24 protein-coding genes are annotated in these 24,907 nt (G+C 69.1%); 20 read left to right on the top strand and 4 right to left on the bottom strand.

What is annotated here, in order from left to right; all coding sequences use genetic code 11:
- Positions 1-24: 24 nt before the first annotated feature.
- Together dctA and PMI01_RS21420 are read right to left on the bottom strand one after the other, a co-directional pair.
- Positions 25-1,302, bottom strand: a complete 1,278-nt coding sequence (gene dctA, locus PMI01_RS21425) for a C4-dicarboxylate transporter DctA (protein ID WP_081497727.1) — start codon at positions 1,300-1,302, stop codon at positions 25-27.
- A gap of 51 nt (positions 1,303-1,353) precedes the next feature.
- Complete coding sequence (locus tag PMI01_RS21420) at positions 1,354-2,547, bottom strand: mandelate racemase/muconate lactonizing enzyme family protein (RefSeq protein WP_007674113.1); 1,194 nt, start codon at positions 2,545-2,547, stop codon at positions 1,354-1,356.
- A 93-nt stretch (positions 2,548-2,640) separates the two neighbouring features.
- On the opposite strand from PMI01_RS21420, the gene PMI01_RS21415 reads away from it, so the two are divergent.
- Positions 2,641-3,531 carry a LysR family transcriptional regulator gene (locus PMI01_RS21415; protein WP_007674111.1) on the top strand — a complete coding sequence of 297 codons (891 nt, stop codon included), beginning with the start codon at positions 2,641-2,643 and terminating at the stop codon, positions 3,529-3,531.
- Positions 3,532-3,827: 296 nt separating this feature from the next.
- Here PMI01_RS21415 and PMI01_RS21410 read toward each other — a convergent pair whose 3' ends face one another.
- Entirely contained in the window at positions 3,828-5,204 is a 1,377-nt protein-coding gene (locus tag PMI01_RS21410) for a glycoside hydrolase family 28 protein (RefSeq protein WP_007674108.1), read from the bottom strand.
- A gap of 1,053 nt (positions 5,205-6,257) precedes the next feature.
- Here PMI01_RS21410 and PMI01_RS21405 point away from each other — a divergent pair.
- From PMI01_RS21405 to PMI01_RS21325, 17 genes are all read left to right on the top strand, one after another.
- Positions 6,258-6,440 (top strand): hypothetical protein, encoded by a 183-nt coding sequence (locus PMI01_RS21405; RefSeq protein ID WP_007674106.1) that lies wholly within the window; start codon positions 6,258-6,260, stop codon positions 6,438-6,440.
- 91 nt (positions 6,441-6,531) lie between these two features.
- Entirely contained in the window at positions 6,532-7,416 is an 885-nt protein-coding gene (cpaB, locus tag PMI01_RS21400) for a Flp pilus assembly protein CpaB (protein WP_007674104.1), read from the top strand.
- Positions 7,417-7,487: 71 nt separating this feature from the next.
- Positions 7,488-8,927, top strand: coding sequence for a type II and III secretion system protein family protein (locus tag PMI01_RS21395; protein WP_007674100.1), 1,440 nt, complete (start codon positions 7,488-7,490; stop codon positions 8,925-8,927).
- Position 8,928: 1 nt separating this feature from the next.
- Positions 8,929-9,222 (top strand): hypothetical protein, encoded by a 294-nt coding sequence (locus PMI01_RS21390; RefSeq protein WP_035037614.1) that lies wholly within the window; start codon positions 8,929-8,931, stop codon positions 9,220-9,222.
- A 2-nt stretch (positions 9,223-9,224) separates the two neighbouring features.
- The gene (locus tag PMI01_RS21385) at positions 9,225-10,706 is read left to right on the top strand and encodes a pilus assembly protein TadG-related protein (protein WP_007674096.1); all 1,482 of its coding nucleotides are present in this window, start codon (positions 9,225-9,227) and stop codon (positions 10,704-10,706) included.
- Positions 10,699-11,199: a TadE/TadG family type IV pilus assembly protein gene (locus PMI01_RS21380; protein ID WP_007674095.1), complete on the top strand. Its 501-nt coding sequence runs from the start codon at positions 10,699-10,701 to the stop codon at positions 11,197-11,199. The genes PMI01_RS21385 and PMI01_RS21380 overlap by 8 nt, the downstream gene beginning before the upstream one ends.
- Positions 11,199-11,789 (top strand): TadE/TadG family type IV pilus assembly protein, encoded by a 591-nt coding sequence (locus PMI01_RS26215; protein ID WP_007674094.1) that lies wholly within the window; start codon positions 11,199-11,201, stop codon positions 11,787-11,789. The genes PMI01_RS21380 and PMI01_RS26215 overlap by 1 nt, the downstream gene beginning before the upstream one ends.
- Entirely contained in the window at positions 11,786-13,003 is a 1,218-nt protein-coding gene (locus PMI01_RS21370) for an AAA family ATPase (RefSeq protein WP_007674092.1), read from the top strand. The genes PMI01_RS26215 and PMI01_RS21370 overlap by 4 nt, the downstream gene beginning before the upstream one ends.
- Before the next feature lie 7 nt (positions 13,004-13,010).
- The gene (locus tag PMI01_RS21365; RefSeq protein ID WP_007674090.1) at positions 13,011-14,357 is read left to right on the top strand and encodes a CpaF family protein; all 1,347 of its coding nucleotides are present in this window, start codon (positions 13,011-13,013) and stop codon (positions 14,355-14,357) included.
- A 25-nt stretch (positions 14,358-14,382) separates the two neighbouring features.
- A complete protein-coding gene (locus PMI01_RS21360) occupies positions 14,383-15,357 on the top strand; it encodes a type II secretion system F family protein (RefSeq protein ID WP_051990008.1) in 975 nt (324 codons plus the stop codon).
- A 14-nt stretch (positions 15,358-15,371) separates the two neighbouring features.
- On the top strand, positions 15,372-16,313 hold the full coding sequence (locus PMI01_RS21355; protein WP_157223836.1) for a type II secretion system F family protein: 942 nt from the start codon (positions 15,372-15,374) through the stop codon (positions 16,311-16,313).
- Between the two features lies 1 nt (position 16,314).
- A complete protein-coding gene (locus tag PMI01_RS21350) occupies positions 16,315-16,890 on the top strand; it encodes a tetratricopeptide repeat protein (RefSeq protein ID WP_007674071.1) in 576 nt (191 codons plus the stop codon).
- Positions 16,887-17,810, top strand: a complete 924-nt coding sequence (locus PMI01_RS26210) for a tetratricopeptide repeat protein (RefSeq protein WP_007674069.1) — start codon at positions 16,887-16,889, stop codon at positions 17,808-17,810. The genes PMI01_RS21350 and PMI01_RS26210 overlap by 4 nt, the downstream gene beginning before the upstream one ends.
- A complete protein-coding gene (locus PMI01_RS26205) occupies positions 17,800-18,318 on the top strand; it encodes an A24 family peptidase (RefSeq protein WP_007674066.1) in 519 nt (172 codons plus the stop codon). The genes PMI01_RS26210 and PMI01_RS26205 overlap by 11 nt, the downstream gene beginning before the upstream one ends.
- A gap of 319 nt (positions 18,319-18,637) precedes the next feature.
- Positions 18,638-19,249 (top strand): helix-turn-helix transcriptional regulator, encoded by a 612-nt coding sequence (locus PMI01_RS21335; protein WP_238537097.1) that lies wholly within the window; start codon positions 18,638-18,640, stop codon positions 19,247-19,249.
- 236 nt (positions 19,250-19,485) lie between these two features.
- A complete protein-coding gene (locus tag PMI01_RS21330; protein ID WP_007674053.1) occupies positions 19,486-20,265 on the top strand; it encodes an aspartate/glutamate racemase family protein in 780 nt (259 codons plus the stop codon).
- A 54-nt stretch (positions 20,266-20,319) separates the two neighbouring features.
- A complete protein-coding gene (locus PMI01_RS21325) occupies positions 20,320-21,297 on the top strand; it encodes an asparaginase (protein WP_035037608.1) in 978 nt (325 codons plus the stop codon).
- 1 nt (position 21,298) lies between these two features.
- Here the strand turns inward: PMI01_RS21325 and PMI01_RS26200 are convergent, their stop codons facing one another.
- Complete coding sequence (locus PMI01_RS26200; protein WP_007674049.1) at positions 21,299-22,594, bottom strand: MFS transporter; 1,296 nt, start codon at positions 22,592-22,594, stop codon at positions 21,299-21,301.
- Positions 22,595-22,696: 102 nt separating this feature from the next.
- Between PMI01_RS26200 and PMI01_RS21315 the strand changes: the two genes are divergently transcribed.
- Entirely contained in the window at positions 22,697-24,160 is a 1,464-nt protein-coding gene (locus PMI01_RS21315) for a M81 family metallopeptidase (protein WP_007674047.1), read from the top strand.
- Between the two features lie 121 nt (positions 24,161-24,281).
- The gene (locus PMI01_RS21310) at positions 24,282-24,872 is read left to right on the top strand and encodes a helix-turn-helix domain-containing protein (RefSeq protein WP_007674044.1); all 591 of its coding nucleotides are present in this window, start codon (positions 24,282-24,284) and stop codon (positions 24,870-24,872) included.
- Positions 24,873-24,907: the final 35 nt, after the last annotated feature.

The raw sequence follows: 24,907 nt of genomic DNA, 5'->3' as shown, positions 1-24,907 counted from the left end.
GTGTCATTCAAAGTGATGTCGAGATCAAGTCGCGTCGGCCTGAGGGCGGCGCGCGAGGGTCTCGCGCGCCTTGTCCATGTCCAGCGCGCCGTCCCACTTGGCGATGGCCACGGTGGCGACGCTGTTGCCGATCAGGTTGGTGACGGCGCGGGCCTCGTTGAGGAAGCGGTCGACGCCCAGCAGCAGCACCAGGCCGCTGACCGGTACGGCGTGCAGGGTCGACAGGGTCGCCGCCAGGGTCACGAAGCCCGCGCCCGCCACGCCTGCTGAGCCCTTGGAGGTCAGCAGCAGCACCGCCAGGATCACCAGCTGGTCGACGAGGCTCAGGTGGGTGTTGGTCGCCTGGGCGACGAACACCGTCGCCAGGGTCAGGTAGATGCAGGTGCCGTCGGCGTTGAACGTGTAGCCGGTCGGCAGCACCAGCCCGACCACCGGCTTGGCGCAGCCCATGTCCTCCAGCTTCTGCATCAGCCGGGGCAGCACGGCCTCGGTCGAGCAGGTGCCCAGCACCACGAAGATCTCCTCGCGGATGAAGCCCAGGAACGCGAAGAACGGCAGGCCGGTCGAACGCATCACTCCGCCCAGCACCACCAGCACGAAGAACAGCGAGGTGACGTAGAGGGCGATCAGCAGGTGGGCCAGCGACCACAGGGCGCCAATCCCGTACTTGCCGATGGTGAAGGCGATGCCGGCGCCCGCGCCCAGCGGGGCCAGGCGCATGACCATGCCGACCACCTTGAAGATCGCCTCCAGGAACAGGTCGATCATCTCGACCAAGGGCTTGGCGCGCGGGCCCATCTGGCCGACCCCGACTCCGATCAGCACCGACAGCAGGATGACCTGCAGCATCGCCCCCTTGGCGAAGGCGTCGACCAGGGTGGTGGGGATGATGTCGAGCAGGAAGGGCACGACGCCCTGTTCCTTGGCCGCCGCCGTGAAGCCGGCCAGGGCTTGGCCGTCCAGGTTCGACGCGTCGATATTCATGCCGACGCCGGGCTTCAGCACGTTGACGACCACCAGCCCGACGACCAGGGCGATGGTCGACAGCACCTCGAAATAGACCAGCGCCTTGACGCCGATCCGGCCGACCGCCTTGAGGTCGCCCATCTTGGCGATGCCGACCACCACGGTGCCGAAGATGATCGGCGCCAGCAGCATCTTGATCAGCTTGATGAAGCCGTCGGCCAGGGGCTTCAGCGCGGTTCCGATCTGCGGGAACCACAGGCCCACCAGCGCCCCGACGACGATGGCGATCAGCACCTGGACGTAGATCTGGGACAGCAGTCGCTTGAGCGTCTGAATGGTCGTTACCCCCTAATGCGCCCGGCTTTGACCGCCGGGTCGTCGCGTGGTTCAGGCCGCGTGACTGGCGGCGGTGACGTCCTCGGTCAGGGTGCGCATCAGGGCGATGAGCTCCGACTTGGCCTCGAAACCGACGCCGGGCGCGTCGGGCAGGGCGACATGGCCGTCCTCGACCGCGATGCCGTCGGCGAAACCGCCGAACGGCTTGAAGACGTCGGGATAGGACTCGTTGCCACCCAGGTGCAGGCCGGCGGCGATGTTGAGCGACATCTGGTGCCCCCCGTGCGGCACGATCCGGCGCGACGACCAGCCGTTCTGCTCCAGGACCTCCAGCGTGCGCAGGTATTCGACAAGGCCGTATGACAGGGCGCAGTCGAATTGCAGGAAGTCGCGGTCGGGCCGCATGCCGCCATGGCGCAGCAGGTTGCGGGCGTCCTGGTGCGAGAACAGGTTCTCGCCGGTGGCCATCGGCAGGTCGTAGTGACGGGACAGCTCGGCCTGCAGGCCGTAGTCCAGCGGGTCGCCGGCCTCCTCGTACCAGAACAGGTTGTAGGGCTTGAGCGCTTGCGCGTAGGCGAGGGCGGTGTCGAGGTCGAAGCGGCCGTTGGCGTCGACCGCCAGGTTCTGGCCGTCGCCGACGATCTCGAGCACCGACTCGATGCGGCGCAGGTCGACGTCCAGCGGCGCGCCGCCGATCTTCATCTTGACCACCTGGTAGCCGCGGTCGCGATAGCCGCGCATCTCGGCCTGCAGCTGGGCGTCGTCCTTGCCCGGATAATAGTAGCCGCCGGCCGCGTAGACCCAGACCTTGTCGTCGGCCACGCCGCCGCGATAGCGGTCGGCCAGCAGGCGATAGAGCGGCTTTTCGGCGATCTTGGCCACCGCGTCCCAGACGGCCATGTCCAGGGTGCCCACCGCCACCGAGCGCTCGCCGTGGCCGCCGGGCTTCTCGTTGGCCATCAGGGTCTTCCAGATGGCGAAGGGGTCGAGATTGCCGGTTTCCGGGTCGATCAGGCTGTCGGGCGCGGCCTCGGCTAGGCGCGGCAGGAATCTTTCCCGCATCAAAGCGCTTTGGCCGTAGCGGCCGTTGGAATTGAAGCCGTAGCCGATCACCGGCTTGCCATCGCGCACCACATCGGTGATGACGGCGACGACCGAGCAAGTCATCTTCGAGAAGTCGATATAGGCATTGGCGATCGGCGAGGCGATTGAGACGGTCTTCTCGCGGATGTCGAGGATACGCACGGTGTTCTCCAGTTGGCGACTGGACCCTAGGCAAGCGTCAAATCGCGAGCCAATGCCGTTCCCGGCGATCGCTATGCGCAACAGGCATCATCCATGGAATTGATCTGGCTCGAAGATTTCGTCGCCCTGGCCGAGACCGGAAACTTCTCGCGGGCGGCTGAAAACCGCCACGTGACCCAACCCGCCTTCAGCCGGCGGGTGCGGGCGCTGGAGGACTGGGTGGGCGCGCCGCTGTTCGACCGAAGCACGCCGGGCGTCACCCTGACGGCGGCCGGCCAGCAGTTCCGCACCGGCGCCGACGAGCTGATCCGGCGCATCAACCAGCTGCGGCGCGAGAGCCGCGAGGCCGGTGGGATGGAGGCCGCGACCCTGCTGTTTGCCGCCACCCACGCCCTGTCCTTCACCTTCTTCCCGCAATGGATGCGCGAGCTGGAATCGCGGACGACGCTGGGTCCGATCCGGCTGATCTCCGACAGCATGCAGGCCTGCGAGGACCTGATGCTGCATGGCGAGGCGCAGTTCCTGCTGTGCCACCACCACGCCGCCGCGCCCAGCCGGTTCGGGGCGCAGTTCCGTTCGCAGGTGGTCGGCCAGGACGCCCTGGCGCCGTTCGTCGCGCCGGGTCCGGATGGCGGGCCGCGCTGGAGCCTGTCGGACGGGGCGGACGAGATCCCCTACCTGGCCTATAGCGACGAGTCGGGACTGGGGCGGATCATCGAGGCCCACCGCTTCACGGACCGGGCCCAAGGGCTGCGAGTGGTGTTCTCCGCGCGGCTGGCCGCCAGCCTGATGACCATGGCGCGCGACGGCCGGGGCGTGGCCTGGCTGCCGGTCAGCCTGGCCGAGAACGAGGTGGCGCAGGGGCGGCTGGTGCGCGCGGCCGGCGCCGACTGGGAAGCTCCCGTCGATATCCGCGTCTTCCGTCCCACCGCGCGCCAGAGCCTGGCGGCCGAGGCGTTCTGGAGCGAACTGGCGGTTCGCTGAAAAAAGAAGGGCGCCGACCGGGGCGAACCCGGGGTCGGCGCCCCTTGATGTTTGGGGGAGAAAGTTCGCGAGCGCCGCCCGGGGTAGGAAGGACGAAGCCGCCTGGCAGCTTAGGCCTGGCGCGAGCGCTGAGGCCAATGCCGATCCGGTTGGGACCGATGCCCGTTTGGCATGGGCGCCGCGCTTCCGACCCGCGGCGCTAGAGCCAGACCTGATTGCATCAGGCCGGGGCTCTAGATCTTTGTCTTGGCGCATTTTCTTCACGCGAACCGGAAACCACTTCGCTCGAAAATGCGCTAGCGCGCCACGGTCGCGCCGGCCTCCAGCCTGTACGGCGTTCCGTCCGTCGCCGTGATCGCCGCCTTCGACGTCGAGATCGCCGCGTTGCGGACCAGCAGGCCGTGCTTGGCCTCGATGCGGACGTCGCGCAGGGTCAGGCCGGCGATCGGTCGTTCGGGCAGGCCCACGACGATGCCCGCCAGGTCGGCGCCGGTGGCGGTCAGGCCGTCGACGACGATGTCCGCCATGTCCGGCGTCTTGTCGGCGGCGATCGGCTGGGCGGGATCGGTCGGGCCCGGCCAGATCTGGTTGCCCAGCAGGAAGCCGCCCGGCTGCAACAGCGCCGTCGCCGCCTTCAGGTCCAGCGGCCGGTATTCGTAGTAGCTGGTGAAGACCAGCGGGGTCTCGACGTTCTTCATGCGGTTGTTCTTGAACACAACGTCGCGGACCTTGCCGCCCTTGCCGCGCATGGTCTTGATCCGCAGGCCGTACATCGAGCCGTCGAAGCTGTTGTTCTCGACCCGCACGCGGGTGACGCCGCCGCTGGTTCCGCTGCCGATGCAGATGCCGCGCCCGGCCAGGATGGTGTTGCCCGAGATCAGGATGTCGGACGACACCGCGTCGGGATGGCGGGGATCGGGGCCGTTGGACTTGATGGCCACGATGTCGTCGCCGACGCTGATGACGTTGTTGGTGATCACCACGTGGCGGCTGTCGATCGGGTCGATGGCGTCGGTGTTGGGGGCGTGGGCCGGGGCGGTGATGCGCACGCGGTCGATGGTCACGTGATCAGTGTCGTTGAGCACCAGGTGGAACGACGGCGAGTTCTCGATCCGCACACCCTCGAAGCGGATGTTGGTGCTGTGCGACACCAGGATCAGGCGGGGACGATCGTCCTTCTGCTGCTGGCGGGCCTGGCCGTCGGTGGCGAAGTTGGGGTTGGCGCGCCAGATCGCCCGGATCCGCTCCCACCACACCGCGCCCTGGCCGTCGATCAGCCCCTCGCCGACCACGGCGACGTTGTCGGCGTCCTTGACGTTGATCAGCCCGGCCCTTTCGCCCTGGGGGAACAGGGCCGGGTCGGTGGCGGCCAGCACCTCGGCGCCCTTCTGGAGCTCCAGGCGGATGTTGGACTTCAGCCAGATCGGGCCGATCAGGTACTCGCCGCGGGTCACCCGCACCGTGCCGCCGCCGGCCTTGGCGCAGGCGTCGATGGCGGCCTGGAAGCCCTCGGTGTCGAACCAGATCCGCGTGCCGCCGGCCCCGTGGTCGCGGACGTCGCAGACGCGTTCGGGGAACCGGTTGACCGACTGGGCCTGGGCGCTCGCCGCGCCGCTCGCCAGCATCACGCCCGCCAGCAGGGCGAGCCGGCGGCGGGTGTTCGAGATCTTCATCGGTGCGTTTCCCCCAAGGCCATCGCCGCGACGACTGCGCGCCGCTGGCGGCCAGTCTAGGGGAGCGGTGCGGCGGACGCCCATGCCGATGCCGGCGCCGATCATGCCGAACGCGCATGGCGGCGTCTCCCGAAGGCGTGGGCGCCGGTCTTGCCGTCGGTAGAGGTCGTCGATCGACAGTTCGGTCACCGCGCCGTCACGGCATCGACGCCAGAGCGTGCTGGGGAGAACTCCAGCGTCGATGCCGGAGGCGCGCGCGGCCTCGTGAACGCGGGGAGACGGGGGAGGGGGCAGGCCTCCCTTGTCCACGACCGTTGCCGCCCACTCGGTCCGCGTTCGCCAACGCGAAGCGAAACAGTAATTAGAGATCATCCCGGTTCCGGGTTATGTCAATAGTATATGCGTCTAGATAAAAGTAGTCACTGTGAGTGATCTACGAAAATTGTACAGATACTTCAGATTGGGACATTTGTAGATACAACTATCTCAATTTTATGTTTTGGAAAGCTCCATAATGCGTCGTTGCTATTCAATCTTGGAGCATTGGCATGTGCGGTTCGTGCGCCGGGGCCTTGCGCTGGCGCCGGTGTGGGCGCTCTGGCTTGGCGTCGGGTGGGGCTTGCGGCGAACGCATCGGCGGCGTGGAGGGGGAGTTGCCCCGGGGCGCCGACCGCCAGGGTCATGGCGCTGATCGATGTCGCCGGCCTGTCGCGCTTGATCACAATGCTTTGAAGCGCCGCCGTGCCTCCATCGACGCCGTTTGGCCTGGGTATCCCAGAAGTTGTGCACCAACTTCCAGTGTTTATCTTCAGGCCTTAGAGCGTTTCGCGGTTGAACTAATCGCCGGGTGCGCGATCCAAATGATAATCATTCCTCACCACATGATGCGAACTAACTAAATATTCGATTTTAATATATGTAACATTGATTACGTACCAATATCTATTTACTTAACAATCCATTAAGACCTTAAATGTGGACCCGAAGGGGGTGTCCTCTTCTCAAAAACATCCCCAAACTTGGGGATGGTCAATAATAGCGAGGTATAGGTCCATGAATATTCTGCGTGACTTCATTCTCGAGGAAGAGGGCGCTGCGGCGGCCGAGTACGCGCTGATCCTGGCGATCATCGGCAGCGCCATCGCGGTGGCCGCCGTGCTGCTGGGCACGAACATCGGCCAGGCGATCACCGACGCGGCCAACTGCGTCGCCAACCCGACCGCCGCCAACTGCTGACTGAACTGTCGGCGACGCGGCCCGCACGCCGCGTCGCCGATCCAGGCGGCGGGCCCGAGAGGTCGCGTCGCCGAGCTGGGGAGGGGTGCGCATGCAAACGCGAACCGTCGTTTCGCTGGCCGTCGCGGTCGTGCTCGGCTTGGGAGCCGTTCTCGCCGCCCGGGTCTATCTGGGGTCGGCTCACAACGCCGAGCCCGCCGCCCGCGACGTGGGCTCAATTCCCGTGGTCGTGGCCTCCCAGCCGCTGGCCCGGGGCTTCAAGCTGCAACCGGCGGTGCTCAAGGTAGCCCGCTATCCTGCCGACGCCGTTCCTCCCGGGGCTTTCCGCACCGTCGCCGAGGCCGCCTCGGCCCAGGGCGGCGCGCGTATCGTGCTCAAGGACATCGGGTCCAACGAACCCGTCCTGCCCGACCGCGTCTCCGGACCCGGTGGGCGCGCCAACCTTTCCGGCTCCCTAGGCGAGGGCATGCGCGCGGTGTCGCTGCGCGCCAATGACGTCGCCGGCGTCGGCGGCTTCGTCCTGCCCGGCGACCGGGTGGACGTCCTGCTGACCCGCAGCGCGGACTCCAACGCGCCGGAGACCAGCCTGACCCAGGTGCTGGCCGAGAATGTCCGTGTCGTGGGCGTGGACCAGTCCGACAACCAGGCGGCCGACAAGCCGGTGGTGGTCAAGGCCATCACCGTCGAGGTGACGCCCGACCAGGCCCAGGTCATCACCCTGGCCCAGGCCGTCGGCGCGGTGTCGCTGTCGCTGCGGCAGATCTCCGACCAGGCGCCCCTTCTGCGCCAGGTCACCACCGTGGCCGACCTGGCGCGCGGCGGATCGCCGCGGGTCGCGGCGCCGGCCATGCCGGTCCGCGCTCGCGCCCCGGCTCCGGCTCCGCGCCGCGCCGCCGCTCCCCGCCTCGAGCCCCGCGCCACCGAAGTGCGGGTGACCCGTGGCGTGGTGACCACCGGCTATCAGGTGGCGCTGTGACCGCCGCCCCGCCTATCCCGCTCCATCCCTGCCTGCGCGGCCGGACGCCGCGCGCAACCGGACGCTTGACCATGACCCGAAAACTCCTGCTGGTCCGCCCCGCGGTCGCCTGCGGCCTCGCGCTCGCCGCCGCCAGCCTGGCGACCACGCTTCCCGCGACCGGCCTCGCCCAGCCCGCCGCCGCCGTTTCCGAGACCTCTGTCCGCAGGGTCGAGGTCGGGGTGCCGGTGGGCAAGGCCCAGGTGCTGGAACTGCCTGGCCCCTACACCGACCTGATGGTCGCCAACCCGGACACCGCCGACGTCCTGCCGCTGACCGCGCGTTCGGTCTATGTGGTGGGCAAGAAGCTGGGGACCACCACGCTCACCGTCTACGGCCCCGGCCGCTCGCTGCTGGCCGCCGCCAACGTGATCGTCACGGCCGACGTCGACACGCTGCGGCAGCGCCTGCACGACATCATGCCCGGCGAGGATGGCCTGGCGGTGGCCGCCAGCAACCAGTCGATCCTGCTGTCGGGTCCGGTCAGCAGCGGCGCCGCCGCCGGCCGCGCCGCCGCCCTGGCCGAGAGCTTCGCTCCCGGGCAGGTGGTCAACCTGATGACGGTGCAGGGCTCGCAGCAGGTGACCCTGTCGGTGCGCATCGTCGAGATGGAGCGGGCGACCGCCAAGGCCCTGCGGCTGAACGTCGCCACCGCCGACCCGACCTCGCCCAGCTACCACAAGTTCGTCATCGGCACCGGCGACACCGGGGTGATCGGCGGCGTGCTCGACAGCTTCGGCCTGCTGAAGTTCCCGCTGCGGGCCGGCGACGTCGACCTCGACGTCCTGTTCGACGCCCTGGAGACCAAGGGCGCGGTCAAGACCCTGGCCGAGCCGAACCTGACGGCCATGTCGGGCGATACGGCCAACTTCCTGGCCGGCGGCGAGTTTCCCGTGCCGGTCGCCCAGAACCAGAGCGGCGGCCTGACGACCATCACCGTCGAGTTCAAGCAGTTCGGCATCGCCCTGGCCTTCACGCCGACGGTGCTGCAGGACGGCATGATCAACCTGGTGGTCAATCCCGAGGTCTCGAGCATCGACCCCAACAGCTCGTTCGTCAGCAACGGCCTGCGCATCCCCGGCATCAAGGTGCGGCGCGCCAAGACCACGGTCGAGCTGAGGGACGGCGAGTCCTTCACGATCGCCGGCTTGATCCGCGACGACTACCAGAACCAGATCCGCCAGTTCCCGATGCTGGGCGACCTGCCCGTGCTGGGGACCCTGTTCCGCTCGACCAGCTACCAGCGCAACCAGACCGAGCTGGTGATCGTGGTCACGCCGCACCTGGTCCGGCCGACGCGCGGCAAGATGGCGACGCCCGCCGACGGCTTCGTGCCGCCTTCCGACACCGAACTGTTCCTGCTGGGCAGGACCCAGTCAGGCAAGGGCGCCCTGTCGCCCGAAGATCGCGTGCTCCTGACCGGAAACGCCAAGGGAGGGGTCGATGGACCTTATGGCTATGTGCTCCACTAGGATGATCGTCCGCCCCCTGACGGCCCTGGCCGCCCTGCTGGCCATGGCCGGTTGCGCCGACGCCAGCCGCGACCTCAGCCCGGATTTCGGCAACGCCGTGCGCGCCAACCTGGCCGCCCAGATCGCCGATCCCGAGGCCCGCTACGACCGGGTGCTGCAGCCGGGCGGCGACGGGGCCCGGGCGGCGCTGGCCGCCACCCGCTACGGCAAGAACCAGGTCATTCAGCCGGCTTCTGCCTCGACCTCCAGCGTCGAAATCAAGGGAGGGGCGAAAGGCGGATCGCCCGGTAACTGATCATGTCACTCGTCCAACGTTTTCTGCATGACCAGTCCGGCGCGGTGGCGGCCCTCACGGGGGTCGCCCTGATCGCCCTGGTGGGGATCGGCGGCCTGGCCTACGACATCAGCCGCGCCTACGCCCTGAGGGCCGAGCTGGAAAGCGCCGTCGACGCCGCGGCCCTGGCTGGGGCCAGCCAGCTGGACGGAAGCTCCGGCGCGATGGGGCGGGCGCAGTCCGCGGCCATGGGCAGCCTGGTCGGCAACCGCGAGGCCCTGGCCGACGCCTTCGAGACCAATGTCGCGGTCGTGCCCGCCGACATCGCCTTCCTCAGCGCCCGCGCGCCGGACGTCGTGGCCACCACCGATGCGGGCGCCCAGTTCATCCGCATCAACCTGACGCCGCGGTCGCTGGGCCTGGTGTTCGGGATGCTGACCGGGGCCACCGGCTTCAACGCCACCGCCCACGCGGTGGCCGGCTACGGCACGGCGATCTGCAAGGTGCCGCCGCTGCTGATCTGCAATCCGACGGAAGTCGGCGGCAACCTGACCTTCGACGGCGACGCCTATATCGGCCACAGCTTCCTGCTGACCCCGCCGCCCGGCGGCAACGGCGCATGGGGCCCCGGCAATTTCGGCTTCCTGTCGGTGGGGTCCGGCGCGGCCGACGTCAAGAACGCCATGGGCCGCAACCCGCCGCTGACCGAGTGCTTCGGCACGACGGCCCAGACGCAGCCTGGCAACATCGCCTCGGCCGACGACTGGTTCAACACCCGCTTCGATATCTACAAGTCGTCGGCGGGCGGCAACAAGAACGACATCTTCTTCGCCCCGGCCATGAACACCATGATCGGCGGCAAGACCGCCGCCGGCAACAGCGCCTGCACGCCGACCGTCTCGACGCCCGACAATTCCTGCGCGAACGCCACGGCGGTCGCCGGCGGCATGAGTTTCCCGCTCGACTGTGACCAGACCACCGCGAACGTGGTCGGCACGGGCGTCTGGAACGCCGCCAAGTACTTCGCCACCAACCATTCGGGGATCACGCCCAGCACCTACATCCCGCAGGTCCCGGCCGGCGCGACGGGTTCGGGCTGGGCCGCCTACGGACCCGCCCCGGCGGCCGGCGGCACGTCCCCGACCCGCTACCAGGTCTACAAGTGGGAGCTGGCCATGCTGAGCGGCGCGATCGCCACGCCGGCCGGCGCGTTCTCCGACGGCCAGACGGCCGTCAGCGGTTCGCACGACTACGCCGCGCCCCAGTGCAACAAGCTGGGCTCCCAGTCCACGCCCGACCGTCGCACGATCTCGGTCGTGGTCGCCAACTGCAAGGCCGACAACGTCCACGGCAGCTCGACCGTGCACATCATTTCCTATGTCGACCTGTTCCTGACGGCGCCGGCGGTCAACAACACGATCTACGGCGAGGTGATCGGCGCCACCACCGACGTCTCGTCGGTGGGCGCGGAGACCAAGCTCTATTCGGTGCGGCTCTATGATTAGCCGGATCGCCCCCCACCTGCGCCGGTTCCTGGCCGGGCGCGGCGGCTCGGCGGCGGTCGAGTTCGCCCTGGTCCTGCCGTTCCTGATGCTGCTGATGTTCGCCTTCATCGGCGTCGGGCGGTTGTTCTGGAACTACCACATCGCCGTCTCGGCGGTGCGTGACGCGGCTCGCTACGCCGCCCCCCTGCCGATGACCTGCGCGGGGCTGTCGGCGAGCGATCAACTGCATGTGCAGCACCTGGCGCGCACCGGCGACATCACCGCGACCGGCGGGCCCCTGATCGCCAACTGGACCAGCGACGCCAGCGTCGTCGTCACGGTCAGCTGCGTCAGCAACGCGGGCGGAACCTATCTGGGCCGCTACGAGGACATGGCCAATGTGCCGGTCGTCAAGGTGACGGCCTCGCCGCCCTATATCGACGCCTTCGGCGGCCTGACCGGCGTCAGCCTGACCACCTTCTCGGTCAGCGCCCAGCAAGCGTGGACCGAATGATGCGCCGCGCCAGCCTCTTCTCCCGCCTGGTCCGTGAACAGCGGGGAACCACCGCCGTCGAGTTCGGCCTGGTGTGCCTGGTGTTCGTCTCGATGTTGCTGGGCGTCGTCGACATGGGCCGCCTGGCCTGGCGCATCAACACGGCCAAGGCCGCCACCCGCGAGGGCGTGCGCCTGGCCGTCGTCAGCCCGATCATCGCGACCTACATGGCCAACTACGACGGCTCCGCCACTTTGGGCGGCGGCCAGGTGGTGCCCGACATGGCCTTCAGATGCACGGGGGCGGGCTCGACCTGCACCCAGATCGTCGGCAGCGGCGGCAGCCCAGGCTTCGACACCACGACGTTTAACGCGGTGCTGGCCAAGATGCAGGCCTACGACCCCGACATCGCCGCCGCCAACGTGGTCATCACCTATCGCCATGTCGGCCTGGGCAAGGTGGGCAACCCCTACGCGCCCGACATGGAGCCTCTGGTCACGGTCAGCCTGACCGGCGTGACCTTCCAGAGCGCGGCCCTCCAGATCTTCGGCGTTCAGCCGTTCACCTTGCCGGCGACGGCGTCGACACTTAGCGGGGAGAGCCTTTCATGAGCCTGCTCCATTTCGGACGGCCGAAGACAGAGGATCCCGTCGCCGCGCCCAGGCGGCCTTGCGCCTGGCGCGTGGGCCTGTGCGGGCCGGGCCTTGGCCCGGAACCGCCGGTGGCCATGCTGTCGGCCATGTTCCCGGCCGTCACCTTCCAGGTCCTCGACGGCGCCTGGCCGGAGCGCGCGGCCCAGACCTTCGATCTGCTGATCGTCGGCCTGGACGCCGCCGACGTGGCCGAACAGGAGCGGCTGGCCACGCGCGTCGCCGCCAGCGCCGGTCGGGTGGAGGTGCTGGTGCTGGTGCGGGCCGCCGACATCGAGACCACGCGCCGACTGATCCATCTGGGGGCGGCGGACGTGCTGCCCGCGCCGGTCACCGACACAGCCCTGGCCATCGCCCTGGAGCGGATCTTCTGCCGCCTCGACACCGGTCGCGCCCAGCGGCGGCGCGGCGAGGTCGTCACCTTGCTGAAGGCCGGGGGCGGGGTCGGGGCGACCTCGCTGGCGGCCCAGCTGGCGGTGATGCTGGCCGTCAACCCGGCCCTGGCCGGCGTCTGCCTGGCCGATCTCGACCTGCAGATGGGCGCGGCGGCCCTCTATCTCGACGTGCCGGACACGGTGACCGTGGCCCAGGTGCTGGCGGCCGGCGGCGCCGTGGAGGAGGTGCCCTTCGCCTCGTCCCTGCCGTCGCACCGCAGCGGCGCCTGCGTGCTGGCCGCACCGCACGACCTGATGCCGATCGAGACCCTGAACCCGGCCTTGATCGACGGCCTGCTGGCGGGGCTTCGCCGGGATTTCGAGATCACCCTGATCGACCTGCCGACGGTGTGGACCGCGTGGACCAACCGGCTGCTGCGCCAGTCGCAGCGCATCCTGCTGGTCACCCGCCTGTCGGTGCCGCACGTCTATCTGGCCCGCCGGCAGCTGCACATGCTGGCCGCCCAGGCCCTGGACGACATCCCCGTCACCCTGATCTGCAACCAGGTCGAATCCGAGAGCGCCAGCGGCATCTCGCTGAAGGCCGCCCAGCAGGCCATCGGTCGCCCGTTCGACCTGGTGATCCCCGAGGACCGCCGGCTGATGCACCAGGCCATCGACGAGGGCGTGGCGCTGAGCGCCCTGCGGCGCGGCAGCAAGATCGAGGCGGCGATCGCCCGCCTGGCCGAGGTCGTCGCGCCCGTCCACGCCGGGCCGGCCGCCGCCGTCATGGGAAGGTGAGGCTGTCATGTTCTGGAACGACGAGTCCCGACATATCGAAGCAACGGCGGTTCCGGCGGACTATCCGCTGACCACGCCGATCGACGACGCCCTGGGCCTGAAGGTGCGGCTGCACCAGCGGCTGATCGATCTGCTGAACCTCAGCCTGCTGGACAGGACCCCGCGCGAGACCCTGCGCATGGAGATCCGCGGCGCGGTGATCGGCCTGCTGGCCGAGGAAAAGCGCCTGCTGACCCCGGGCCAGACCGACCTCCTGATCGACGAGATCCTCGACGAACTTCTGGGACTGGGGCCGTTGGAGCCGCTGCTGAAGGACGACAGCATCACCGACATCCTGATCAACACCCACGAGGCCGTCTATGTGGAGCGGGCCGGGCGGTTGCAGCGCACCAACGTGCGCTTCCAGGACACCCGGCACCTGGTGCGGATCATCAACAAGATCGTCGCGGCGGTAGGCCGGCGGGTGGACGAGTCCGCGCCGATGGTCGACGCCCGCCTGGCCGATGGCTCGCGGGTCAACGCCATCATCCCGCCGCTGGCCGTGGACGGGCCGCTGGTCTCGATCCGCAAGTTCTCGCGCGTGCCCCTGGCCATGAGCCGCCTGGTGGAGCTGGGCAGCATCACCCAGGAGATGGCGATGGTGCTCGAGGCCATCGTCCAGGCGCGGCGCAACGTGCTGATCTCGGGCGGCACCGGCTCGGGCAAGACCACCCTGCTCAACGCCCTGTCGGCCTATATCGACGACCACGAGCGGATCATCACCATCGAGGACTCCGCCGAGCTGCAACTGCAGCAATCGCATGTGGGGCGGCTGGAGACCCGGCCCGCCAACATCGAGGGCCAGGGCGAAGTGCAGCAGCGCGAACTGGTCCGCAACGCCCTGCGCATGCGTCCCGACCGGATCATCGTCGGCGAAGTCCGCTCGGGCGAAGCCTTCGACATGCTGCAGGCGATGAACACCGGCCACGACGGCTCGATGACGACCGTCCACGCCAACACCGCGCGCGACGCCCTGTCGCGCGTCGAGCAGATGATCGGCATGGCGGGGCTCGACATCCCGGCCCGCTCGATCCGCGGCCAGATCGCCTCGGCCATCCACGTCGTCGTCCAGGCCGAGCGCATGGAGGACGGCGCCCGCCGCATCGTCTCGATTTCCGAGATCTCGGGCATGGAAGAGGACGTCATCTGCATGCAGGAAATCTTCCGCTTCCGGCGGATCGGTCGCGGGACCGACGGAAAGGTGGTCGGCCAGTACGAGGCCACCGGCGTGCGGCCCCGGCTCATGGAGGTGCTGCGCGCGCGCGGCATCGAGCTGCCGATCGACCTGTTCGCGCCCGGCCGGGTCTCGGCGTGACGCCATGGAAAGCTTTCTCCCCCCCATGGTTCTGGTTCTGGTCTTCACGGCCGTGGTGCTGGGCGGCCAGGCGCTGTTCGGCCTGTACATGGGCGCTCGCGAGCACGGCCAGCGGGTCAATCGCCGCCTGACCCTGATGGCCAGCGGCATGGCGCCCGACCAAGTCTACCAGACGCTCCTGCGCAAGACGCGGGCCAGCTGGATCGGCCGCACGCCCTACGGGGCGCTGCACGACCGCGCCACGCTCTATTGCCGCCAGGCCGGACTGACGGCCGGGCCGCTGCAGGTCGTCGGCTTCACCGCCGCCGTGGCCGGAGGGCTATGGCTGGTGGCCATGGTCTTCCTGCGGTCCTCGCCGATCAGCACCCCCTTTCCCCAGGTGATGATGGCGGCCGTGGGCGCGGCGGGCCTGTCGGGCGCCGTCGCCCTGATGTGGATCGTCGGCCGTCGCGCCAGCCGCCTGCGCAGGCTGGAGGAACAACTGCCCCTGGCGCTGGACGTCATGGTGCGGGCCCTGCGCGCCGGCCATCCGGTGATCTCGGCGGTCAACCTGGTGACCCAGGAAATGTCCGACCCGATCGGCACCGAGTTCGGCTTGGTCATGGACGAGACCACCTATGGCGGCGAGTTCAAGGACGCCCTGGCCAGCCTGGCGCGGCGCACCGGTTCGTCCGACGTCGCCTTCTTCGCCGTCAGCATCGCCATCCAGAACGAGACCGGCGGCAACCTGGCCGAGATCCTGGCGGGTCTGGCGACGGTGATCCGCGGCCGCGCCTCGCTCAACAAGCGCATCCAGGCGCTGTCCAGCGAGGGGCGCATGTCGGCCCTGATCCTCAGCTTGCTGCCGATCCTCTGCGTCTCGGCGGTCAGCATTTTCCATCCCGAGTTCTACACCAGCAAGTTCTCCGACCCGGCCTTCTGGCCCGTCGTCGGCGGCGTGGTGGTGCTCTACCTCATCGGCCAGTTGATGATCCGCCGGATCGTCAACTTCAAATACTGAGGTCGGACATGGACATGCTCCTCTTGATCGGAATCTTCCTGGGCGTGGTCGGCGTGACCTGGGTGGTGCTTCAGCGGATAGAGCGGGTGGCCGTCCTGCGGCGGCGGATGAAGGATCGTCCGACCGCGGATGGGACGCTGACCGGTCCGACCGGCGAAGGCTTGCTGAAGGACTCCGAGGTCAAGAATCCCGTCCTGGCCTGGGTGCAGTCGCGACTGCCCGGCGCCGCCGACAAGACCCCGCGGGGGCAGGCGCGCACCCTGATCGAGGCCGGCTTCACCCATCCGTCGGCCCCGTCCCTGTACGTGCTGATCCGCGTGATCACGGCCGCGGGCCTGCCCCTGCTGCTGGTCGTCTCGCAGAAGCTGACCTCGGCGCCGATCACCGGCGCGCAGCTGATCATCGGGGCCCTTCTCCTGTGCGGCGTCGGCCTGACGGCGCCGGCCATCTACGTGGACCTGCGGGCCACCGACCGTCGTGAGCGGTTGGAGAACCAGTTCCCCGACGCCCTGGACCTGATGATGGTGTGCGTCGAGGCGGGCCTGGGCGTCGACGCGGCCTTCGTGCGGGTCAGCCAGGAGATCGCCAATTCGCATTGCGACATCGCCTGCGAGTTCAATCGCGTCTCCCAGGAACTGCGCGCCGGGCGCAGCCGCTCCGACGCCCTGCGACGGATGGCCGAGCGGATCAACGTCGACTCCCTGCGGGCCTTCGCCGCGCTGATGATCCAGACCGAGAGCCTCGGGGCCAGCATCACCCAGACCCTGCGGTCCTATTCGAGCGAGCTGCGCGAACGGCGGTTCCTGCGCGGCGAGGAGAAGGCCATGCGCATCCCGGTGCTGCTGACCATGCCGCTCGTGGCCTGCATCCTGCCGGTCATCGTCACGGCCCTGCTGTTGCCGGCGGGCCTGGACGTCGCCCACAACCTGCTGCCCGCCCTGAAAGGACATCACTGACATGCGACGCTTCCTGCTGACGGCGTGCTGCTGCCTGGTGCTTCCGGCGCTGGGGGGGTGTTCGATCTGGGGACGGCTGACCGGACAGGGGCAGCTCGCCAGCCGGGCGCCGATGGATGTCCGCATCCGCGCCGTGCCCAACCCCGACCTGGCCCCGCCCGATCCCGCCGCGGTGGTCAACCGGCTCTACGCGCGGGCGGCCGACGCGATCCGGGCGCGCGACTACGCCCTGGCGCTGGACCTGCTGCAGGTGGCCGCCGCCCGTGCCCCGGGCGACGTCCGGGTGCTGAACGCCCAGGGCGTGGTCTATGACGAACTGGGCCGTTTCGACCTCAGCGGCCGGTACTATGCCCGCGCCCTCCAGGCCGATCCGAACTCGGCGATCGTCGCCCACAACATCGCCTATTCGGCGCGACTCCGGGGGCTGAAGGCAAGCTCGCCGACGCTCCAGGCGGCCACGCCGCCGCTCGCGCCGGCCGCCGGTCCGGCGCCCGTACCGGCCGGGGCGTCGAACCCCGCCGCGTCGCCCGACTCGGCGGCCGTGACATCTCCCACCCTTCCGAGGACCAAGGCATGAAGCGCGCTTTCCTGCTCGGCGCCGTCTGCGGCGTCGCGATCATCGTCGGGTCGCCCTGCTGGGCGGCGGGGGCATGGCCGTGGTCGAAGTCGGCGACGCCGACGCCGGCGGCCTCCGCCGGACAGGCCCCCGCCGCGCGGGACGCGGTCGTGGCCGCCGTCGAGGCGGCCCTGGCCGAAGGGCGGACGGTGGACGCGACCGGCCTGCTCAACAACGCCCTCATGGGCGGCGCCGAGGATCCCCGTTTCCTGGTGCTGATGGGCGAGACCCGCCTGGCTCGCGGCGACTACGACGCGGCCCTGGCCGCCTTTCGCCAGGTTCCGGCCGACGGGGCGTTCGCCGCCAGGACGCTCCAGGGTGAGGGGCTGGCCCTTTCCGCCCAAGGACAGGCGGCCGCGGCCGTCACCGCCCTGTCGGCGGCGACGACCCGGGATCCGAACCTCTGGCGGGCCTGGAACGGCCTGGGCCGCGAATACGACCGCCGCCACGACTGGGTCAACGCCGAGGCGGCCTACGCTCGGGCGCTGGACGCCTCGGGCCGCGACGCCTTGGCGCTGAACAACCGGGGCTATTCGCGCATGTTGCAGGGACGCCTGGGCGAGGCCTCGACCGATTTCGTGGCGGCGCTGGAGAAGCGGCCCGACCTGACCGCCGCGCGCGGCAATCTGAGGCTGGTCCTGGCCCTGCAGGGCGACTACGGCCGCGCCTCGGCGCGCGGGGCGGGCAAGGACGATTCCGCCGCCCTGCTCAACAACGCCGGCTTCGCGGCGCTGCTGCGCGGCGACTACGAGAAGGCGATGACATTGCTGGACGAGGCCGGCCAGGCGCGCGGCGCCTACTACCCGCTGGCCAGCGAGAACCGCAAGCTGGCGATCAGCCTCAAGGCCCAGGCCGGGCGCGGGGTCGGCGATGGAAATTGACTATGTCCGGCTGACCTGGTCGATCGCCTATGCCGGTCTCCTGCTGCTGGCGGCCGGCTACGACATCTGGGCGCGGCGGATTCCCAACTGGACGGTCGTCGGGCTGGTGGGCGTGTTCCTGGTCGGGCTGACGCAGGGCTGGCTGGCCCCCGGCTGGCTATCCTGCCTGGCCGCCTTCGCCTTGGCCCTGGTCGTCGGCTTTCCGATGTTCGTCGGCCGGGTGATGGGCGCCGGCGACGTCAAGCTGTTGGCCGCGGCGGCGCTGTTCGCCGGGATGGACAACCTGCTGCTGCTGTTGGTGGCCACCGCGCTGACGGGCGGGGTGCTGGCGGTCACGGCCCTGGCCGTTCGGCCCTACGAGGGGTTGCTGGTCGCCTCGGGGTGGCCCCGGCCTCGGGCGGGCCTGCCCTACGGCGTGGCGATCGCGGTAGGCGCGCTGTACGCCGGCTGGAACTCCGGTCTGCTGACGGTCACCCGTCACTTGGTGCATATCGAACTGCTCAAATGAAGATCGGCGAATTTTGCTGTTTTTACGTATATATATCTTACTAGGCGAAATTTCGTCTTATGGATGGAATTTATTGTCCCAGAGTCTCAATAATAGCATTTTTAGCTACCCAATTTGGGGTGCGATTTTAGCTCATGGTTAGCATCAAATGGTGAAAGGAGGCTTTGTTCTGTTCGCCTATGAAGTGTCTATTCTTTGTGGTTGAGTGAATACTCTGAAACAATTTTACGTTTCGTGCTCACCTTTCCCACAAACGCTTCGCGACGGTCAGGCAAGCAGGAGAAGACGTAGCGAGGGTGCGCGGATGGGGCTGAGAAAGATGATTGAAGTCGTGGATACGGCTGTCGAGCGCGGCGTCTTCGAGGCGCATGTCGCCAACGCCATCCTCAACCTGGTGAACTTCGGCGTCATCGTCACCGACAGCGAAGGTTGCGCCTATGCCGCCAACGATCTGGCCTGGGGCTACGTGACGCGAGGCGACGGCCTGGCCGAGAACGGCGGACTGTTGACCACCGAAAGCGATTTCGAGGCCGAAGCCCTGCATAGCCGTATCGCCGCGGCGGTTCGCCAGGGACACGCCGGAGCGATGCTGATTCACCGGTCGCGCAGCGCCAAGCCGCTGGTGCTGCTGATCGAGCCGTTCTCGACCGGCGAGGGCAGTTTTCGCTGCGCCCTGATCACCGTGCGCGAAGTCGGCCGGGCTTCGCCGCGCCTGGCCGAGCGGGCGCGGATGATGTTCAACTTTTCGCCGGCGGAGGCCGAGATCGTTTCCAGGGTCGTCCAGGGGCGCGAGCCGGTCGAGATCGCCGTCGAGCGCCATGTCAGCATCAACACCCTGCGCGTTCAGATGGCCTCGGCCATGATCAAGGTCGGCGTGCATCGCCAGGCCGAGCTGGTCTCGGTGATCTCGTCGGCCGACATCCTGGAGTAGCGCTGGGGCGCATACTGGCGATAGCGGATCGCAAGTTTCAGAAGTTCAGGCTCCGTGAAGCGGGGCTCGCGGGGCGACTGGCTCCGTTGCAATCGAAATGGCGCCTGACGGCCGACGCAGACTTGGCGAACCCCGCGCCGCGCGAGGTGTCGGGCCCGGGTCGGCGCCGAACATCGTTGACATTTTTCTGTTTAGAGAATTATTCTCAGGAGAGAGTTTTCGGAGATGGCCCCCGCATGCCGGCACACCAAGTTCATGGCGCGCGCGCGGGGTTGCGTCGGTCGGCGCGCGGCGAAGGCGGGCGACCGGCCGGCACCCTGATTGGCGTGCTCGGCGGGATGGGACCGGCCGCGACCTTGGACTTCCTGGGCAAGCTGCAGGCGAACACCCCGGCTGACGTCGACCAGGACCATTGGCCGGTCCTGACCTTCTCGGCGTCGCAGGTTCCGGACCGCACCGCCGCGATCCTCGGTCATGGCGAGAGCCCGCTGCCCGCCATGCGCGAAGGGTTGGCGATGTTGGCCCGGGCGGGGGCGAGCTGCGCGGCGATCCCCTGCAACACCGCCCACCACTGGTTCGACGAGCTCCAGGCCTCCACCGACCTGACCCTGGTCCACATCGTCGACGCCGTCGCCAGCGAGCTGAAGGCGCGACGGCTGCCCGGGAGCGTCGGGCTGCTGGCCACCACCGGCACGGTGCAGGCGCGAATCTACCAGCGGCGGCTGGACGCCCATGGGATCGCCACGCGCACGGCTCGCGACCAGGCCGCGGTGATGCGGGCCATCGAGGACATCAAGGCCGGCCGGCTCGACCGCGCGCTGCCGGCGGTGATCGGCCAGGTGCGCGAACTTTTGGACGCGGGCTGCGATGCGGTCGTCCTCGGCTGCACCGAACTGCCGCTGTTGGCGCCCGACTTCCCGCCCGCCCTGCGCGCGGTGAGCATCGATACGACCGACGCCCTGGCCCGCGCCTGCCTGCGGACCATCGACGCCATCGCCCGCGGCCAGGCCGCCTGACCCCAGTCGACCTCCCGCCGGCTTCCTTCGCCCATGGATCTGTTGCGTATGCCTATGACCGCCCCCAGAAAGATCGCGCTGCTGACGACCGGCGGCACGATCGCCATGACCAATCAGGGGCGGGGCGCGGACGTATCGATATCCGGTCAGGCGCTCGGCGCCCGCATCGGGGGCGCCATCGACGTCGAGGTGACCGAGGTCTTCGCCAAGCCGAGCCCGAACATGAGCCTGGCCGACATGGCGCTGCTGGCGCAGACGGCCCTGGCCAAGTCCCGCGACGTGGACGGGGTGATCATCGCGCACGGGACGGACACGCTGGAGGAGACCGCCTGCTGCCTGGATCTGCTGCTGCGCACCGATACGCCGATCGTCCTGACGGGCGCCATGCGAACCTTCGGCGCCGAGGGGGCGGACGGCGCGGCCAACCTGCGGGCCGCATGCCGCGTCGCGGCCAGCCCCAGCGCCCGGGGCCTGGGCGTGCTCGCCGTGCTGGCCGACGAGATCCACGCGGCGATGCTGGTGCGCAAGGCCCATACCAGCAGCCTCAACGCCTTCACCTCGCAACCCTTCGGTCCGCTGGGCTCGGTGGTCGAGGATCGCGTCCACCTGCTGCTGCGGCCCGCGCGGCGGTCGCCGGAGTTGCGATGGGGCGGGGCGGGAAGCCATGTCCCGATCGTCCATGTCTATTCAGGCTTCGAGGCCGGCGCTCTGGCCCGCTACGCTTCCGACGAGGTCGACGCCCTGGTGCTCAGCCTGCCGGGCGGGGGACATGTCCCGGCCGACCTCGTCGAGGCGCTGGAGGCGGTGGCCACGAGCAAGCCCGTGGTCTTCGCCGCGCGAACGCAAGGCGGCGAGACCCTGAACCGGACCTACGGATACGTCGGCGGAGAGATGGACCTCATCGCGCGCGGCCTGATCCCGGCGGGGACGCTCGACGCCTTGAAGGCGCGCATCGCCATCGCCTTGCTCGTTTCGAGCGGGGCCGACCGCCGCGCCGTCGCCGCCTTCTTCGATCACTTCCGCGGCGTTTGAGCTAGGGCGTTTCGAGCGCCGGCTCGGACGGCGCCGCGGAGGACCGCCGCAGGCGGCCGCGGGCGACAAGCAGGCAGAGGGCGCCCAGGGACAGGGACACGCCGACGATGCCGGCCAGCATCCTGGCCAGGCCGCCCGCGCCCATGGCGTCCGAGCCGGCTCCGATGGCCACCGCGCCGATCGCGACGACGACGGACTCGACAAGCTTGAAGGCCGCCGCCGTCCGCCCCCAGTAGCGGTTGGGGGCCAGGGCCTGGGTCAGCACGGGCGCGAGGCTGTAGGCGAGCAGGCCCGAGCCCGCCGCGGCCGTGGCGGCGAACACCGCCGAGAACGGGGCGGGCGAGGTGGTCAGAAGCGCGAACGGGGCGCCGGCCAGCATGGTCAGGGCGGCCCAGGCGAGCAGCGAGCCATGGCGGTGCTTCACCAGCCCGGGCGCGACCGCCGCCGCCAGGCCGACGACCAGGCTGACGGCGGCGATGCTGAGCCCCAGCACCCGTCCCGCCTCGCCGCCGGACCAGCCATGCTCGCGGACCAGGACGGTGGGCAGCCAGGCCAGGGTCATCTGAAACGCCACGCTCGCCAGGGCCAGCCCGGGAACCAGCCAGGCCAGGGTGATCAGGCGCTGGCGCGGCAGGCCGTCCTGAACGTCGCCCTGGGGGCTGCGGTCCTGGCGGGCGGGCTCGCCGAGCGCGGCGAAGGCCAGGGCGACCAGCGGGCCGGGCGCGGCCACCAGCAGGAAGGCGATGCGCCAGGACTCCGTCACCGGGCCGAGATGGAAGCCGGTCGACTCGACGGCGCTGATCAGCGTGCCGCTGGCGGCGATCGACAGGCTCGAGCCGACCAGCACCACCACCATGTAGACGGCGAAGGCATAGGGCTTGCGTCGGGGCGAGAACACATCGCCCAGGTACGACAGCACGCCCGGGATGAGGCAGGCCTCGCCGACGGCGACGCCGACCCGGCAAGCGAACAGCGTGGGGAAATCGACCGCCAGGCCGCACAGGGCGGTCGCCAGGGTCCAGAGCAGCACGCCGCCGACCAGGATGTTGCGGCGGCTGTGACGATCCACCATCGCGCCGAGCGGCAGGGCGGCGGCCGCGTAGAAGAGGGCGAAGGCCGGGCCCTGCAACAATCCGATCTGGGTGTCCGTCAGCTGAAGGTCGGCGCGGATCGGATCGACCAGCAGCGACAGGATCTGGCGATCCACGAAGGCCAGCAGCACGCCGCCGACCAGGACGGCCAGGGCGGTCCAGGCCTTGGCCGGGGTGGGGTAGCCTGGGGAGGCGTCTTTGGGCATGCGAACTCCGCGATCGGACCTTGCTCCGCGGTATCACGCTTGAACTTCTCCGATAAGAGAAATACACCGTTTCAGAGAAATTGTTCGACCAAGAGTTCCGACATGCGCATCCTGACCGCGGCCCTGATGACCGAGACGAACACCTTCTCGCCGATGCCCACCGGGTGGGCGGCGTTCGAGGAGTTCGGGATCCAGCGTGGTCGCGAGGGACTGACGCCCGGCGTGGTCACCGCGCCGATGCTGCTGTGGGAGGAACTGGCCCGGGCCGAGGGCCACGAGGTCGTCCACAGCGTCGCCACCTTCGCCCAGCCCGCCGGGCCGACGGTCCGCGCCGTCTACGAGGCGCTGCGTGACGAGATTCTGCGCGACGCGGCCGAGCAGGGGCCTTTCGACGCCGTTCTGCTGTTGCTCCACGGAGCCATGGTCGCCGACGGCTATGACGATTGCGAAGGCGATCTGATCGGCCGGCTGCGCGATATCGTGGGCCCATCGGTGGCGATCGGCGCGGAACTGGATCTGCATTGCCACGTCAGCCCGGCGATGGCGCGGGGCGCCGACCTGCTGATCGCCTTCAAGGAGTATCCCCATACCGACGGGCTCGATCGGGCGCGCGAGCTCTATCGCCTGGTCGTCGACACCGCCGCGGGCGAGGTGCGGCCGGTCCTTGGCCTGCACGACTGCGGCATGGTGGGGCTGTACTTCACCCAGACGCCGAGCATGCGGGCCTTTGTCGACGGCATGAGCGGGCTGGAGCGCCAGCCGAACGTGCTGTCGGTTTCGCTGGCCCATGGCTTTCCGTGGGGCGACGTGCCCGACAACAGCGCCAAGGTTCTGGTCTACACCGACGGCGATGCGCCGGCCGCGGCGGCCCATGCGCGGCGGCTGGGCGCCGATTTCTGGGCGCTGCGCGATCGCGTCGCCTTCAGGGGGCTTGGGATCGACGAGGCGCTCGATCGCGTCGCTTCGGCGCCGCCCGGCCTGGTGGTCCTAGCCGACACCGCCGACAACACGGGCGGGGGCGCGCCGGGGGATTCCACCTATGTGCTCGCCCGGTTGCTGGAGCGCGGCATGGGCGGCGCGTGCCTCGGTCCGCTCTGGGATCCCGTCGCGGTCGGGTTTTGCCACGAGGCGGGCGTCGGGGGTGAACTGGATCTGCGGGTCGGCGGCAAGGCCTGCTCGGCGTCGGGCCAGCCCCTCGATCTGCGGATCAAGGTTCGCGGCCTGAGCCAGGACCTGCGCACCCCGTCCTACTCGGCGGAGATCGTCAGCCTGGGGGCGGCGGCCTGGATCGAGATCGTGGGCGCCGACATCCACGTGGTCCTGTGCGCGCGGCGGATGCAGGGGTTCAGCCCGATGGTGTTCACCGAACTGGGCCTCGATATCGGCGCCCTGCGGATCGCGGTGGTCAAGTCCTACAACCACTTCTACGCAGCCTTCGCGCCCATCTCGGCCGAGATCCTTCACATCGCCGGGCCGGGGGCGATCATGGGCGACATGGCCGCCATTCCATTTCAGAAGCGAAGCGCCGACTACTGGCCTCGGGTCCGGGAGCCGGCGTCGATCTAGCGCCGATCGCATTCTCTCCGATCAGAAACGGCGTGGTCGAACTTTGACGCCGCGACCGGCGGGGGCTATCCACGAGAGAATTCTACGCTTCGGCGCCGCCCGGAGCATCCGAGGGATAGTCATGGAAGTCGGTCGCAAGCGAAGCGGTCCCCTGGGGCCCCGCATCAAGGCGCTTCGCAAGTCGCGCAAATGGAGCCTGGCGGTCCTGAGCGAGAAGTCCGACATTCCGCTGTCGACCCTCTCCAAGGTCGAGCACGGCGCGTTGACGCTCAACTATGACCGGATCCAGCAGATCGCCGAGGCGTTCGAGGTCAGCTTCTCGGAGTTCCTGTCTCCCGAAACCCCGGAAGAGGCGCTGAGGAACCAGCCGTCGGCCCGGATCAGCTGGGCGCCCAAGGGATCGGGCCTCCTGGTCGAGACCCAGAACTACAATTACAAATATCTGTGCAATGACCTGCGGGCCAAGGCGATGGTGCCGATCCATTGCCAGTGCAAGGCGCGGTCGCTGGAGGAATTCGGCGATCTTCTGCGGCACGACGCCGAGGAGTTCATCCTGGTCGTCCAGGGGGTCGTCGAGGTCCATACCGAGTTCTATGAGCCGCGCAGGCTGAATGTCGGCGACGGCGTCTATATCGACAGCCGAATGGGCCACGCCTACCTCAATGTCGGCGACGGCGACGCCTGGATCGTCTCGGTCAACCTGAACGCCTGAGCCGGCCGCGCCGCGTCTCTCCGCCTGATCCGGTC

It is taken from the genome of Caulobacter sp. AP07, assembly GCF_000281955.1.
Classification (GTDB): Bacteria; Pseudomonadota; Alphaproteobacteria; order Caulobacterales; family Caulobacteraceae; genus Caulobacter.
This window is presented reverse-complemented; position numbering and strand designations above follow the sequence as displayed.